The organism is Tateyamaria sp. (assembly GCF_039945315.1).
GTDB lineage: Bacteria > Pseudomonadota > Alphaproteobacteria > Rhodobacterales > Rhodobacteraceae > Tateyamaria.
This window is the reverse complement of sequence record NZ_JBDUXB010000062.1, coordinates 78337-91999: the sequence shown is the minus strand read 5'-3', so window position 1 is coordinate 91999 and position 13663 is coordinate 78337. Positions and strand designations below refer to the sequence as shown.

Below are 13663 nucleotides of genomic sequence, written 5' to 3'. Positions count from 1 at the left end.
ACAGAATGTCGGATTTGTTAACGATATTCAGAATGTGCCCGCAGCGGACGGGTGGCTAGGGTCCGTGGCAGACGTTTGAAAGGACCCCCGTCATCATGCCCCCCACATCCACCGCCCGACCTCTGCGTTCTGAATTTCTGGAGGCAGTGGAATGGGGCACCTTGGCACTGTGGTCGGGATGTATGGGGGTATTGGGCGTGGCTGTTTTTGTCGTTTCGGACTGGTCGCCGGCGCTTGCGGTTTTGATGTTGGCGCTGGCCCTAGTGTTGCATGCGTCCCTCAGCCACGAGGTGCTGCATGGTCACCCGTTTTCGTCCCGTTTGGCCAATGAAGCGTTGGTGATTGTCACGCCTTTGCTCTTCATTCCTTACATCAGGTTTCGGGATACGCATCTTGCCCATCACAGAGATGAAAACCTGACGGACCCTTATGACGATCCGGAGACCAACTATCTGGATCCGGCTGTCTGGGATCGGTTACCGCGCGTGGTGCAGTTGCTTTTGCATGTCAACAACACGCTGACCGGGCGGATGCTGATCGGGCCTGTGATCTCGCAATATGTGTTCATGCGCGACGATTGGCGCGCCATCCGGGGCGGAGACTGGCACGTGGCCAAGGGCTGGCTTTGGCACCTGCCCGGTGTGGCGCTGGTTTTGTTTGCGGTCTGGGCCGCGCCTATTTCGTTCGGGGCGTACCTTGCGGCCTGCTACATCGCGTTGTCCATCCTCAAAATCCGCACCTTTCTCGAGCATCAGGCCCACAAGCTGGCGCGGGCGCGCACTGTCATCGTGGAAGATCGTGGGCTGCTGGCGTTTCTGTTTTTGAACAACAACTTGCATGTCGTGCACCACATGCACCCAAAGGTGCCCTGGTATCGCCTGCCGGGCATGTATCGAGCAAATGCCACGCGCTATCTGGCGCTTAATGAGGGGTACCGCTATCGGTCTTATGGCGAGGTTTTTGCGCGTCACTTGTTTGCTGCAAAGGACAAGGTGGTCCATCCCCTCTGGTCGCGGTGGCGCTGATCCCCCATAGCGGGGTATGACCCTTTGGATTCCTATCACTGTCGCAGCAGCGCTGTTTCAGACGTTGCGCTTCATGCTGCAACGGCAGTTGTCACTGGGCACGCTGAGTGCGGGCGGGGCGACGCTGGCCCGGTTCATGTATTCTGCCCCGCTGGTTGCGGTGCTGATCGTGATCTACATGGCGCAAACTGGGCAGGACTGGCCCCGGTTCAGGCCCGAGTTCTGGGTGTACGGGGCTTGTGGTGGTCTTGCGCAAATCCTTGCGACCGTCGCTACCGTGCGTCTGTTTCAAGCGCGCAACTTTGCTGTCGGGATCACGTTTAAAAAGACCGAAGTGATGCAGGCCGTACTGGTGGGTTGGGTCGTTTTGGGCGACTCCGTTTCTGTTTTGGGGTTTGCGGCCATCGGCCTTGGGTTGGTTGGCGTTTTGCTGTTGTCCGCTCCGCCGGACCTTGTGCGTGTGCGTTTGCGCGATCTGGCCAATCGGTCTGTGGCTCTGGGCCTTGGCGCGGGTCTGCTGTTTGCCGTCTCCGGCGTCTGTTATCGCGGTGCATCCCTCAGCATTGGGTTGGAGGATCCGCTGGCGCGCGCTGGCCTGACCTTGTCTGCGGTGACGGCGATGCAGCTGGTTGCCATGGTGATTTGGCTGCGATGGCGCGATCCGGGGCAGGTGACTGCCGTTTGGGGCGCGCGCCGCGTTGCGGTTTGGGTCGGCCTGATGTCGATGTTGGGATCTTTTTGCTGGTTCACCGCCTTCACCTTGCAGAACGCGGCCTATGTGAATGCGGTGGGGCAAGTGGAGTTGATCCTGAGTGCGCTGGCCTCCACGCTTGTCTTTCGTGAGGCAATCAGTGCCCGGGAGTGGGCCGGGATGGCGGTTTTGCTGAGCTCGATCCTGATGTTGATTGTTGTGATCTGATCCTAGTCCCGCATCGGCGTGCCGCGAAGGCGCAGGAACAGGCTTTCTTCGTCGTCATTTCGGAAATAGGGCACGCTGGCGGGTGGAGTGCGATCCTGCACCCGGGCCGCAATTTCGCTCAGCACCACTTCGGTGATGAAGGGCATGTCGAAACTACGCACTTCGTCCAGACCGACCCATTGAAGGTGAGATAGCTCATCTGAGGCTTGGCCAAAGTCGTCGAGTTCAGAGGCCAGATCGTCTGCATCAATCAGGAAAAACCGAGCATCGAACCGGCGCGGGCGACCGGGTGGTGTTAGGGCGCGGAATACGAACTGCAATGGTTCAGCATGAGGCAGATGACCTGTGGCTGCAAATCCATGCCAATCGGTTGGGGGAGCGTCCCACTCGCCGGGTGTACCTAGGACCTGCCCGGTTTCTTCAAACAGTTCGCGGATTGCGGCAACTGCCAGAGCAGGGGCAAGCCCTGGTGTACTGTCCTCGGACAGACGGTCCGTGTTGGGGTCGGCGAGTGTCGTGCCCAGTGGAACATGGTGGTCAGCGGCGTCCACCGCACCGCCGGGAAAAACGAACTTGTTGGGCATGAACGCAGCCTTCGCCCCGCGCTGTCCCATTAAAATGCGCGGCGACGTTCTCCGATCACGCAAAACGATCACGGTCGCGGCGTCGCGCACTTGCGTCTTGTCTATCTCTGTGGCCATGCGGCGCGGCGTCCTGTCATTTGCAATGTCACGTCCGGGCAGCCTAGGCTGATCAGCCGTTTTGAGCAAACCCGCCCATGCCGCGCGCCCATTGAAACCCGACGATCGCCCCTTTGAGTCGGGGCAGCAGGTAAAGCGACAGCGCCACGCAGCCCACCGCGAATATTGTGAACAGCACCAGAGGTTCAGGCCGCCATCTGACAAAGGTGAAGTGCAAAAGCGGTGCCATTAGGTGCCCCACCAGCAGGATCGTAAGGTACGCCGGCCCATCATCTGCACGGTGGTGCGAATAATCGAGTTTGCATACAGGGCAGGTGTCGGCCACGGCCAGATACCCTTTGAGCAGCCGTCCTTGACCGCAGCGCGGACAGGTGCGCCGCCAGCCACGAAACAACGCGGGACGCACTGGGCGCTGGGTTGCGTCAGTTTCGGGATTTTTTGAAATGGGGTCGGTTTGCACGAACCTTGTCCTTCGATGCCATTGCGCGACCTAGCCACGGCATGCAGTCATTTGGAATGGCGCATTCTGTCCTTGCGTCCCGATGTCGCGCTTTTTGGGCGCCAAAACTTTTTTCGACGGAATGTGCGACGGGCTGCGTTTGATGGGTATGGCGCGGTTGGAAAAGCCAGCCCGCCCTGAGGTAAAAACGGAGTAAAAGACACATGAAACGTACAACATTTATCGCCGCCGTCGCCGCTGCTGCTGTGGGCCTGACCACGCTGTCCGCCATGGCCCGCGAACGCGGTCCCGACTTTGCCACTCTGGATGCAGACCGCGACGGCGAGGTGACCTTGTCCGAACTGCAAGCGCAGGGTGAGGCGCGTTTTGAAACAGCTGACACGGATGGTGACGGCTTCCTGAGCCTTGCTGAGTTGGAAGCCGCAGGTCAGGAGCGCGCAAGCGACCGGGCGGCCCGCATGATGGAGCGGATGGATGCCAATGACGACGGCAAGTTGTCCGCAGAAGAGTTGAAAAACCCGCGCCGCGATCCGGCCCGCATGTTTGATCGTCTCGATGCAGATGGCAGCGGTGGCATTTCTGAGGAAGAGTTTCAGGAGGCCCGCGCCAAGATGGAAGAACGTCGCGCAGGCAAGAAACGCAACAAGAACTGAGCAGGCCTCGTCCCGCCCCTTGCAAAAAGGGGCGGGGCAGGGATAGCCCGGACCTGATGGCCATGCCCCTTGATACCGATCCGCAAACGGATGACGCTGACCTGCTTGCGGCTTATGCACGTGGGGATGCCGGTGCGGCCCGTTTGTTGACGGTACGCCTGACCCCGCGCGCCTTCGGGCAAGCCATGCGGATGCTGGGAGATTCGGGCGAAGCCGAAGATGTCGCGCAGGAGGCCATGATGCGCCTGTGGCGTGTGGCTCCGGAATGGCGCCACGGCGAGGCAAAGGTGACCACATGGTTGTTCCGCGTGGTGGCCAACCTGTGCACCGATCGCCTTCGCAAGCGTGGCCGTGGCGCGATGCCGCTGGATGTCGTGGCCGAACCCGAGGACCCGACTCCGTCCGTGGAAATCCGGATGCAGGACGAGGCCCGCCGAGATGCGCTGCGCATCGCTCTTGCTGCCTTGCCAGAGCGTCAGCGGGTCGCAGTCACGATGCGCCATTTTGAAGGTGCCGCGAACCCGGAGATCGCTGAAGCCCTTGGCATCAGCACTGAAGCGGTCGAAAGTCTGACGGCCCGTGGCAAGCGCGCCCTTGCGGCGGCACTTAAAGGGCAGGCTGCTGCCCTTGGATATGAAGAAGGATGAAGGACATGACCAAGGCCCCAAATCGCGACGGAGACGACGCTTGGATCGATGGGATGTTGGATGACCTGGCTCGCACGCCCGTGCCAGAGACTCCGGATGACCTAAAGGCGCGCGTCATGGAGGAAGCCTATGCGATGTTGCCCGCACCCGGTGGGCAATTGGCAAAAGCGCCTTGGTGGCGTCAGATCGTGGAAGGCATCGGGGGGTGGATGGCAGTGGGCGGTCTTGTTGCCGCTGCGGCCACTGGGTTTGTTGTGGGCCTTGGCGGTCTTGACAGTGTGGGGGTCTCCACCCCTTGGACGATGACCTACGAGACCTATTACGACAGCCCCGGCAGCCTTGATGCCTTTGGCTGGGACATGGAAGAAGGCTGATCATGCAAGAAGAGACCGAAACCAGACGCTGCCCGCTGTGGGTCAAGATCGTTCTGGCCCTGTCGTTGGCGTTAAACCTTTGTATTGCCGGCTTGGTTGCCGGGTTTGTGCTGCGTGGTGGGCCGATGGCCGGGCGTGCGCCAGCGATGGGCTATGCGATGCCATATGTTCTGGCCTTACCGCGCGATCTGCGCCGCGATGTGTTTGGGGCTGTGCGCAATGATGACAGCCTGCCCGACAGACGTGCGCGTCGTGAAGAATACCGGGATATGATAAAGGCCTTGAAGGTAACCCCATTTGACGCAACCGCCGTTGAGGCGGTGCTGCTCCGTCAGGGCGACGGCGTGTCTCGCGTGCAGGCTGCGGCGCAAGCGGCGTGGCTCGAGGCTGTCTCCGGTTTAAGCGACGAAGAACGCGCAGCCTATACTGACCGGATGCAAGAGGCGCTGAACCGGAATGGCCGTCCGAAGAAGGGAAAGAACTAAAATCCCTGGCACCTACACTTGAACAAGGCCTTGGCGCGTCCTTCAGTTGGTTTTGGTGGGCTCCCGCAGCAGGTTGCGTATGCCTCCGTTATGCCGCCGGGCGCAGCAAGGTCACCCGATCCCGTCCTTCGGCCTTCGCGCCATAAAGCGCCTTGTCTGCCCGATCCAGCATAGCTTCGGCCGTCATCGGCAATGTGTGCGTGTTTTTCTGATCTGGATCGCAGACTGTCAAACCTATCGAAATCGTGGCGGTGAGGACCTGTGTGCCAAGGCCCGGTATCTCGAAGGGCGTGTCCCGGATCATGCGGCACAGGCGCTGGGCGGCCTTGCGCGCATTGCACAGGCCGGCACCGGGCATCACGATTAGAAACTCTTCTCCTCCGATCCGGGCCACAAGGTCAACGCTGCGCAGGTTTTCATGTAATCGCCGGGCCGTTTCGATGAGGACGGCGTCGCCGGCTGCATGTCCGTGAGTGTCATTGATCTGCTTGAAGTGGTCCATGTCGGCCACCATCACCGCGAATGGTTTTTTGGATTTTTTGGCACGGTCGGCGATCCGGGACAGATAGGGCATCGCGTAGCGACGATTGTGCAGACCTGTCAGCGGATCGGTCACGGCGGCCTCTACTCCTGACCTCAGGGTGTCGCGCAATGCATCTGACATCCGCTTGCGTGTCATCAACGTCTCGAGCCGCGAGGCCAGTTCGGCAGGCACCCGGTCAAAGGCCATCAGGTCGTTGGCCCCCATGTCGAGCATTTGAGCGCCGAGGCGTGGATCAGTGTCCATCTGCAAGATAACGATAGCACTGTGACGTGTGACGGCGTGGCTGCGCAGTGTTGCCAGCAGGCCCAACATGTTCGCCGCTTTGTCACGGTTGACGGGCAAAACAAATGCGTCCGGCACGCCACCTACGTCGCTATAAATGCCTTGGTATGGAGCGCAAGCCGCCACGTGCGCTGACATCAAAGGGGCAATGGTGTCTCGTAATTCGTCGATGCGGATGTCAGGTTCAGCAAGGATACAGACCTGTTGGCGTGGACCAAATTTCGCGCTCGGTTCGGCGAGCCCTAGTGCGCGCGACGTGTCGTCCCTCAGAGTCCATTCGCTGGCCGAGGCATAGGCGCGCAATACGCTACGTGTGCGTGCAAGCAACAAAACATCATCAATCGGCCGATCCAGAACATCTTCGACTCCCGCCTCAAACAGACTCTGCCGGTCCAGAGGGGCCCCGGATGCGGCCATAACAATCACTGGAACTTTGCCTTGAAGGCCCGCTTTGCGCAGCCGGGCAAGAAGGCGCCGTGGATTTCCATCCGGCAACATATCGGCACACATGATCATGTCAGGCACCGATTCAGCAACCGCAGTCATGGCTGCCCCAATGCTGTTGGCTTGCATCACTTCGTAATGACTCGCCTCTAGCTTGACGCGCAACATGATGCGGTTGGTTGCAATGGCATCGATGACAAGGATCTTACCGTGCATGAGGCATGTCCAATTCGTTACAGGTTCTGTGCATTCGTTATTTGTTCGTTTAGGTTAACAAAGGGTTTCCAATGCCGAGAGGAGGTTCATTTGTAGTGGGAATGTCGCAAGAATCCGCCGAAGTTGTGGGACTGAAGGCCCTAGCCTGGATGGCAGGCAACGAAGAGTTGTTGCCTGTCTTTCTTGGCGAAACAGGTGCAAGTGAGGCAGATGTGCGCGCAGGGGCCACCGATCCTGGCTTTCTGGGTGCGCTTTTGGATTTTGTCATGATGGACGATAACTGGGTCCGAGAGTTCTGTGATTCCGCCAGTCTGGCCTATGACCAGCCGATGCATGCGCGTATGATGCTGCCCGGCGGGGATCAGGTGCATTGGACGTGAGTGCATTCACCCCCCCGATTAATGGCATCATCTTTGACAAGGATGGCACCCTGTTTGATTTTGCCACCACGTGGGAGGCATGGGCGGCTTCCTTTTTGTTGCGCGTTAGCGAAGGTGATGTGGCCCGTGCCAGCAGCTTGGGTGCTGCCATCGGATTTGATCTGGACAACCGCAGCTTTGCACAAGATTCCATCGTGATCGCGGGCACCGCTGGCGAGGTCGCCGCGGCCCTGTCGCCGCAATTGCCGGAACTGACCACAGTTCAGTTGCTTACCATGCTGAACGCCGAAGCGGGAGCAGCGCCACAGGCCGAAGCAGTCCCTCTCGTGCCATTTTTGAACGATTTGCGGGCGCGTGGATTGGCCCTAGGCGTGGCCACAAATGACGCCGAAGCTCCCGCTCGGTCCCATCTTGATGCGGCTGGTGTCACCGGTCTTTTCGACTTTGTTGCCGGTTTTGACAGCGGCCATGGCGGTAAGCCGGCGCCGGGTCAGCTGTTGGCCTTTTGTGCGGTCACTGGCCTGCCCCCCGAAGGCGTCATCATGGTTGGCGACAGCCTGCATGATCTGCACGCTGGTCGTGCAGCGGGCATGCGCTGTATCGCGGTGCTGACGGGGATGGCCAGCGCTGAGGACTTGTCGCCGCATGCTGAAGTGGTTTTGCCGAATATTGGCCATATCCCAAACTGGCTTGATCAATTGCAAGCGGTCTCGCCGGATAGACGTACCCACCTTTAAAAACGACATGTACCGTCGCAAACGGCAATGTCGTGGCGCGTTGGGTGATGTGTCTTAGGGGCGAACTGCATCGAAGGGGACAATCCATGGCCGACACCGACACCAGACGCAAAACACGTGGCGGCGGACGGGCGGGGGCGGCGGCCCGGCGTGGTGGCGCAGTAATCGAACAGATGCCATGGAATCCCCCGGTCATGATCGACCCGCCTGTGGAACCTTTGCGCTCTGAAGGTGTGGAGGCGATCCACGACGGCGCGATGCGTATCCTCGAGGAAGTCGGCGTTCAGTTTCTGAATGAAGAAGCGTTGGGTATTCTGCGCGAGGCGGGCTGTCAGGTCGACGGCGACATCGTCCGCATGGACCGCGAGTTTGTAATGGAGATGGTGGGAAAGGCACCGTCCGAATTCACGCTGACCCCCCGCAACCTTGACCGCAAGATCACCATCGGGGGACGACATCTCACCTTTGGAAACGTGTCCTCGCCGCCCAATTATTGGGATATGGAGTTGGGCACAAAGGTGCCTGGCACGCGCGAAATGTGTGCCAACCTGCTGAAACTTACGCAGTACTTCAACTGTATCCACTTTGCCGGCGGTTACCCGGTCGAGCCGGTCGACATACATGCCTCTATCCGACATCTGGACGTTGTTTATGACAAGCTGACACTGACGGATAAGGTCATGCACGCCTATTCCCTTGGCAAGGAGCGGGTCGAGGATGTGATGGAAATGGTGCGCATCGCCGGCGGGCTGTCGGATGAAGAGTTCGAAGCGACGCCACGCATGTACACCAACATCAACTCGACCTCGCCGCTGAAACATGATCATCCCATGATCGACGGCTGCCTGCGTCTTGTGCGTCGTGGTCAGGCAGTGGTGGTGACGCCGTTTACGCTGGCAGGTGCTATGGCGCCGGTGACCATGGCTGGGGCCGTGGCGCAGTCGATTGCTGAGGCGTTGTGTGCGATTGCGTTGTTCCAATACGTCCGCCCCGGCACGCCCTGTGCCATTGGGACCTTCACATCCAATGTCGACATGAAGTCCGGCGCCCCTGCCTTTGGCACACCCGAATATATGCGCGCCACACAGATGACAGGGCAGTTGGCGCGGTTTTACGGGCTGCCCATGCGCTCATCCGGTGTCTGTGCTGCGAATGTTCCGGACGGGCAGGCCATGTGGGAGACGTCCAACAGTCTGTGGGCGGCGGTGCAATCGGGCACTAACATGGTCTATCACGCTGCGGGCTGGCTGGAAGGCGGGCTGATTGCAAGCCCGGAGAAATTTATCATGGATTGTGAGGTTTTGCAGCAAATTCAACGCTATCTGGATCCCTCTCTGACAGCGACCGGCCCTGACGAGATTGCATTGGAAGCAGTCAAGTCGGTCGGCAATGACGGCCACTTCTTTGGCATTCAGCATACCCAGGATCGATATGCGACGGCCTTTTACCAACCCTTCCTGAGCGATTGGAAAAACTACGAAGGATGGGAAGCAGCCGGTGGCGTATGGACCCAGGAGCGGGCGCATACGATGTTCAAGAACATCATTGCCAACTTTGAAGCGCCGACGATGGACGAGGCGATCCGCGAGGAATTGGCTGATTTCGTTGCGCGGCGCAAATCCGAAGGCGGAGCACCAACAGACTTTTAGAAGGCCTGCTACCCGCAAGGAAAACTAGCTAAAACTCGATTTGTTAGAGGATTGTTTAGTCCTGTTGTCCAACACTGCTGACGTGGACTTGGGATCACACCGTCATGCATGGGCTAATCAATCGGGCAATACAGTGCTTTGTCGTCGACAGCTACGGATCTGAAGCATGGGTCGAGGCGGCGCGTAACGCAGATCTGGGCTTCGTCGAGTTCGAGTCCATGTTGACCTATGATGATGAGGTCACACCGAAACTGTTGGATGCTGTCAGCCGTGCCTTAAAGCGGGAACGTGACGAGGTCATGGAAGACATTGGCACGTATCTTGTGTCGCACCCCAAAGTGGAGGCGTTGAGGCGCTTGCTGCGTTTTGGTGGTTTTGATTTCGTTGAATTCCTGCATTCGCTGGATGATTTGCCAGATCGTGCGCGGCTGGCTGTTTCAGATTTGAACTTGCCAGCGCTTGAGTTGCGGGACCTTGCGCCCGGTCAGTTCAGCCTTGTGTGCACCAGTTCGATTGAGGGGTATGGGCACGTCATGATGGGTGTTTTGAGGGCCATGGCTGACGATTATGGCGTCCTGGCCGTTTTGGAACATGCCGGTTCAGGCAACGGGACCGAAACGATTTCAATCACGTTGATCGAAACAGAATTTGCGGAAGGGCGTTCATTTGAGTTGGGCGCGCGTGCAGTATGACGGGCCTCGACCAACTCACCCGGACTCTGGACGTTTTGTGCCCGATGCATCTGGTGCTCTCAGACACGGGTTTGATTGCGCATGCGGGGCCGACCGCGCAGAAACTTCGCCCCGATAACACGCTCGTCGGAGAGTAATTCCTCAACATTTTTGACCTTAAGCGTCCCCGGGCTATTGAGAAAATCAGCGATTTGCGCGCGAGTGCCGGGATCAAAATGCACCTTCAGTTGCGCGCGGCACCTCAGACCGAAATCAAAGGTGTATTGATGCCCGCGCCGCTGTCCGGGCTCAGTATTGTGAACCTGTCTTTTGGGATTTCTATCGTGGACGCGGTGGCCGACTTTGCGCTGACAAGTGCAGATTTTGCCACCACAGACCTGGCTATTGAGATGCTGTACCTGGTCGAAGCAAAGTCCGCGGCGATGGACGCCTCTCGCAAGCTGAACCTGCGTTTACAAGGCGCCATGATTGCCGCTGAAGAACAGGCCTTCACCGATACGCTCACTGGCCTCAAGAACCGCCGGGCGATGGATCATGTTCTGACACGCTACGTGGACTGGGGCACACGCTTTGGATTGATGCAGGTCGACCTGGACTGGTTCAAGGCCGTCAACGACACGCTTGGGCATGCCGCGGGTGACTTTGTCCTCCAGAATGTGGCCCGGACCATGGTGGAGGAGACCCGCGATTGCGATACGGTCGCACGCATAGGCGGAGATGAGTTTGTGATTATCCTGCCTTTTGCAAGTTCACAGGACGTGTTGGAGAGTATTGGCCAGCGCATCATTGAACAGTTGTCCCGCCCCATGCCGTATCAGGGCGACATGTGCCGAATATCTGGCAGCATCGGAATGGCGGTTTTCGATCCCGATTCTTCGAAAACTGTGGCCGAGATCATGGATGACGCTGACGTCGCCCTATACGCCTCCAAAGATGGAGGGAGAGGGCGTCAAACGGTGTATAACCCTTCCTTACGGAACGAGGTCCAGAGTGCAAATGATCCCGCCGCTCCCGAGGTTTCGGCGCAAAGATAAACCGGCCCTGTTTGGCTAATGGTTTCGACCAAGTTCAGAATCGGTTCATTTTGATGGCGATGTTGCCGTTCAAAAGGCGAGTGCGCACCCAAATCAGTGTTCTGACTCTGTCGCGAGTCGATGAAGCTGCTTAAGTTTTAATTTGATCCAAGCAGGTTTGTTTAAGCGTTACAGCGCTTTATACATCGCGCTTCGCCGCTTTGCCCATTGATTTTTTGAGATGAATTTACCGAGCCGACTAGCAGCATTTTGCAAGTGTCAATTTAGATTTACACTTGAATATGTCAGATAATGCTGACAGAGTGGGGGATACAGTGTGCGTTTATAGGTGCAAGGACCAAGGCACGAAATGGTCTGTCCCACCGACCCCGGCTTTAACACACGGAGGAATGAACGTGGCGATAAGTGAAGATAAAGTCTGGCCGACCGGCCTGACGCTCGAAGAAGCAGAAGAGGTGCATAGCTACCTCATCGACGGGACACGCGTATTTGGCGCGATTGCCCTGCTGGCGCATATTCTGGTCGCGGCGTCGACCCCTTGGCTCGGATAGGGAGGCACTGATATGAACAATGCGAAAATGTGGTTGGTTGTAAAACCAACGGTGGGTGTTCCCCTCTTTCTAAGCGCGGTTGCAGTAGGCTCTTTTGCCGTGCACGTAGCTGTTCTCAGCAACACCAGTTGGGTGTCCGACTTCCTGTCCGGCCAAGAGCTGGGCGCAGGAGATGCATCCGCGGCGTTGATCCCTGATGCGGACACTGGTGTGGCGAAGGCATCTTATGTGGTTCCTGCCACTGACGGTTCACGCGAAGTGACGATCATTCTGGAGGACGGAACGCCTGTTAAAGCGATTCTACAGCCACCAGAGTTGCACGCTGCGATAACGCAGTAGACATATTCAGCCCGCTGCCCCGTGTCTGCGGGCTGAATTTATTCATATTTTTCGTCGCCGCGCAGCTTTGTGCGGAGACGACACACTTGTGGCGCATTTAGACGATGTTCGACTATCGTACCTTCGCAACCCGCAAGCTGGTGGCTCTCGCCCCCCGCTATCTGCCTTTTGCCGATGTCGCCACGCCAGATCTTCCCTTATCTCGCCTACTGCGTTTGTCCCTGTTTCAGGTGACTGTCGGCATGGCCCTTGTGCTGCTCGTTGGCACTCTCAACCGGGTTATGATCGTTGAACTATCGGTTCCTGCGACCCTTGTGGCGGTGATGCTGGCGTTGCCTTTGCTATTTGCGCCTTTGCGCACGCTGATCGGGTTCAAGTCGGACACCCATGTGTCTGCTCTTGGACTAAGGCGCGTCCCCTACATCTGGAAGGGTACGCTGCTACAATTTGGCGGCTTCGCGATCATGCCTTTCGCGTTGCTGGTGTTGTCAGGCTATGGCGAGGCTGTGGATGCACCACGCTGGCTCGGATTTAGTTCGGCCGCTTTGTCATTTCTGCTTGTCGGTGCAGGCGTGCATATGGTGCAGACGGTCGGTCTTGCGCTCGCGACCGACCTTGTGCCGACGGAAGATCAACCCAAGATCGTTGGCCTTATGTATGTGATGCTGCTTGTTGGTATGATGATCAGCGCCCTGGTGTTTGGTGCTCTGCTCGCAAACTACACCCCGGGTCGCCTGATTCAGGTGATTCAGGGTGCGGCCGTGGTGACGGTGACCCTCAACCTGATCGCGCTGTGGCAACAAGAGCCCCGCGACCGCAACCGCGCCCAAGCAATGAAAGTTGCAGCACCTGTGGCATTTGGTGAAGCCATGGGTGCGATGATGCGCACGCCCGGTATGATGCGTCTGCTCATCGTAATTGCGGTGGGCACGTTTGGCTTTGGCATGGCCGATGTGTTGCTTGAGCCCTATGGGGGACAAGCGCTTGGTCTGTCGGTTGCGAGTACCACTAAACTGACAGCCCTATTGGCTGCCGGCACCCTGATTGGCTTTGGTCTGGCTGCGCGTGCATTGGGGCAGGGCGCAGCACCAGAGCGTTACGCGCTGATCGGCGCTGCGACGGGCATCCCTGGATTCCTCGCCATCATCGCCTCGTCCCAAGGGGCGGGCATTCCGCTGTTTCTTCTGGGCACGCTTGCGACTGGTGTTGGAGCCGGGCTGTTTGGACATGCCACACTTACTGGCGCAATCCGTCACGCACCGCGCGACCGGATCGGTCTGGCGCTTGGGTCCTGGGGCGCGGTGCAAGCCACAGCCGCCGGAATCGGTGTCGCTAGCGCGGGTATCGTGCGCGACATCATCGTGGGTTGGAATGGTGCGGTCGGTGTTACAGCGCAAACGCCCTACACTTTTGTTTTCATAGTTGAAGTTTTGTTTTTAGCCGCAGCTGTCGCGCTTTTGCTTCCAGTAGTCAGGATGCGAAAGAAGGCGAACACTAGCGCTGTGCTCGCACGCTCAAACTGAAAGAGAAA

At 58.4% G+C, this 13663-nt stretch carries 17 protein-coding genes; 14 read left to right on the top strand and 3 right to left on the bottom strand.

Going from position 1 to position 13663, the window contains the following annotated elements; translation table 11 throughout:
- Positions 1-95 precede the first annotated feature (95 nt).
- A complete protein-coding gene (locus ABJD00_RS20945) occupies positions 96-1025 on the top strand; it encodes a fatty acid desaturase (protein WP_413830814.1) in 930 nt (309 codons plus the stop codon).
- 16 nt (positions 1026-1041) lie between these two features.
- Positions 1042-1944 (top strand): EamA family transporter, encoded by a 903-nt coding sequence (locus ABJD00_RS20940; protein WP_413830812.1) that lies wholly within the window; start codon positions 1042-1044, stop codon positions 1942-1944.
- Positions 1945-1946: 2 nt separating this feature from the next.
- On the opposite strand, the gene ABJD00_RS20935 is transcribed toward ABJD00_RS20940, so the two are convergent.
- Together ABJD00_RS20935 and ABJD00_RS20930 are read right to left on the bottom strand one after the other, a co-directional pair.
- On the bottom strand, positions 1947-2645 hold the full coding sequence (locus tag ABJD00_RS20935) for an NUDIX hydrolase (RefSeq protein WP_413830810.1): 699 nt from the start codon (positions 2643-2645) through the stop codon (positions 1947-1949).
- Between the two features lie 52 nt (positions 2646-2697).
- Complete coding sequence (locus ABJD00_RS20930; RefSeq protein WP_413830921.1) at positions 2698-3090, bottom strand: DUF983 domain-containing protein; 393 nt, start codon at positions 3088-3090, stop codon at positions 2698-2700.
- A gap of 218 nt (positions 3091-3308) precedes the next feature.
- Between ABJD00_RS20930 and ABJD00_RS20925 the strand changes: the two genes are divergently transcribed.
- Genes ABJD00_RS20925 through ABJD00_RS20910 form a run of 4 tightly spaced genes read left to right on the top strand, consistent with a single transcriptional unit; the run spans position 3309 to position 5264 of the window.
- On the top strand, positions 3309-3758 hold the full coding sequence (locus ABJD00_RS20925; RefSeq protein WP_413830808.1) for an EF-hand domain-containing protein: 450 nt from the start codon (positions 3309-3311) through the stop codon (positions 3756-3758).
- Between the two features lie 56 nt (positions 3759-3814).
- Complete coding sequence (locus tag ABJD00_RS20920; protein ID WP_413830806.1) at positions 3815-4405, top strand: RNA polymerase sigma factor; 591 nt, start codon at positions 3815-3817, stop codon at positions 4403-4405.
- Positions 4406-4410: 5 nt separating this feature from the next.
- Positions 4411-4779 (top strand): hypothetical protein, encoded by a 369-nt coding sequence (locus ABJD00_RS20915; protein ID WP_413830804.1) that lies wholly within the window; start codon positions 4411-4413, stop codon positions 4777-4779.
- Positions 4780-4781: 2 nt separating this feature from the next.
- Positions 4782-5264 carry a periplasmic heavy metal sensor gene (locus ABJD00_RS20910; protein ID WP_413830802.1) on the top strand — a complete coding sequence of 161 codons (483 nt, stop codon included), beginning with the start codon at positions 4782-4784 and terminating at the stop codon, positions 5262-5264.
- A gap of 88 nt (positions 5265-5352) precedes the next feature.
- Here the strand turns inward: ABJD00_RS20910 and ABJD00_RS20905 are convergent, their stop codons facing one another.
- Positions 5353-6750: a diguanylate cyclase gene (locus ABJD00_RS20905; protein WP_413830800.1), complete on the bottom strand. Its 1398-nt coding sequence runs from the start codon at positions 6748-6750 to the stop codon at positions 5353-5355.
- A 101-nt stretch (positions 6751-6851) separates the two neighbouring features.
- Between ABJD00_RS20905 and ABJD00_RS20900 the strand changes: the two genes are divergently transcribed.
- The 8 genes from ABJD00_RS20900 (at position 6852) to ABJD00_RS20865 (ending at position 13655) form a co-directional block, all read left to right on the top strand.
- Positions 6852-7130 (top strand): DUF3572 domain-containing protein, encoded by a 279-nt coding sequence (locus tag ABJD00_RS20900; RefSeq protein ID WP_413830798.1) that lies wholly within the window; start codon positions 6852-6854, stop codon positions 7128-7130.
- Positions 7127-7867 carry an HAD family hydrolase gene (locus ABJD00_RS20895; RefSeq protein WP_413830796.1) on the top strand — a complete coding sequence of 247 codons (741 nt, stop codon included), beginning with the start codon at positions 7127-7129 and terminating at the stop codon, positions 7865-7867. Before ABJD00_RS20900 ends, ABJD00_RS20895 begins: the two co-directional genes overlap by 4 nt.
- 86 nt (positions 7868-7953) lie before the next feature.
- Positions 7954-9516 (top strand): trimethylamine methyltransferase family protein, encoded by a 1563-nt coding sequence (locus tag ABJD00_RS20890; protein WP_413830794.1) that lies wholly within the window; start codon positions 7954-7956, stop codon positions 9514-9516.
- A 104-nt stretch (positions 9517-9620) separates the two neighbouring features.
- Positions 9621-10208, top strand: coding sequence for a heme NO-binding domain-containing protein (locus ABJD00_RS20885; RefSeq protein WP_413830792.1), 588 nt, complete (start codon positions 9621-9623; stop codon positions 10206-10208).
- 215 nt (positions 10209-10423) lie between these two features.
- Positions 10424-11242, top strand: coding sequence for a diguanylate cyclase domain-containing protein (locus ABJD00_RS20880; RefSeq protein ID WP_413830790.1), 819 nt, complete (start codon positions 10424-10426; stop codon positions 11240-11242).
- Between the two features lie 395 nt (positions 11243-11637).
- Positions 11638-11793, top strand: a complete 156-nt coding sequence (pufB, locus tag ABJD00_RS20875; protein WP_413830788.1) for a light-harvesting antenna LH1, beta subunit — start codon at positions 11638-11640, stop codon at positions 11791-11793.
- A gap of 12 nt (positions 11794-11805) precedes the next feature.
- A complete protein-coding gene (locus tag ABJD00_RS20870; protein WP_413830786.1) occupies positions 11806-12132 on the top strand; it encodes a light-harvesting protein in 327 nt (108 codons plus the stop codon).
- Positions 12133-12236: 104 nt separating this feature from the next.
- On the top strand, positions 12237-13655 hold the full coding sequence (locus ABJD00_RS20865) for a PucC family protein (protein ID WP_413830784.1): 1419 nt from the start codon (positions 12237-12239) through the stop codon (positions 13653-13655).
- Positions 13656-13663: the final 8 nt, after the last annotated feature.

Excerpts from the sequence above, each read along its gene's own strand:
- ABJD00_RS20945 (WP_413830814.1), top strand. The coding sequence starts at position 96 with ATGCCCCCCACATCCACCGCCCGACCTCTGCGTTCTGAATTTCTGGAG.
- ABJD00_RS20940 (WP_413830812.1), top strand. The coding sequence starts at position 1,042 with ATGACCCTTTGGATTCCTATCACTGTCGCAGCAGCGCTGTTTCAGACG.
- ABJD00_RS20935 (WP_413830810.1), bottom strand. The coding sequence starts at position 2,645 with ATGGCCACAGAGATAGACAAGACGCAAGTGCGCGACGCCGCGACCGTG.
- ABJD00_RS20925 (WP_413830808.1), top strand. The coding sequence starts at position 3,309 with ATGAAACGTACAACATTTATCGCCGCCGTCGCCGCTGCTGCTGTGGGC.
- ABJD00_RS20920 (WP_413830806.1), top strand. The coding sequence starts at position 3,815 with ATGGCCATGCCCCTTGATACCGATCCGCAAACGGATGACGCTGACCTG.
- ABJD00_RS20915 (WP_413830804.1), top strand. The coding sequence starts at position 4,411 with ATGACCAAGGCCCCAAATCGCGACGGAGACGACGCTTGGATCGATGGG.
- ABJD00_RS20910 (WP_413830802.1), top strand. The coding sequence starts at position 4,782 with ATGCAAGAAGAGACCGAAACCAGACGCTGCCCGCTGTGGGTCAAGATC.
- ABJD00_RS20905 (WP_413830800.1), bottom strand. The coding sequence starts at position 6,750 with ATGCACGGTAAGATCCTTGTCATCGATGCCATTGCAACCAACCGCATC.
- ABJD00_RS20900 (WP_413830798.1), top strand. The coding sequence starts at position 6,852 with ATGTCGCAAGAATCCGCCGAAGTTGTGGGACTGAAGGCCCTAGCCTGG.
- ABJD00_RS20890 (WP_413830794.1), top strand. The coding sequence starts at position 7,954 with ATGGCCGACACCGACACCAGACGCAAAACACGTGGCGGCGGACGGGCG.
- ABJD00_RS20885 (WP_413830792.1), top strand. The coding sequence starts at position 9,621 with ATGCATGGGCTAATCAATCGGGCAATACAGTGCTTTGTCGTCGACAGC.
- ABJD00_RS20880 (WP_413830790.1), top strand. The coding sequence starts at position 10,424 with ATGCACCTTCAGTTGCGCGCGGCACCTCAGACCGAAATCAAAGGTGTA.
- ABJD00_RS20870 (WP_413830786.1), top strand. The coding sequence starts at position 11,806 with ATGAACAATGCGAAAATGTGGTTGGTTGTAAAACCAACGGTGGGTGTT.
- ABJD00_RS20865 (WP_413830784.1), top strand. The coding sequence starts at position 12,237 with ATGTTCGACTATCGTACCTTCGCAACCCGCAAGCTGGTGGCTCTCGCC.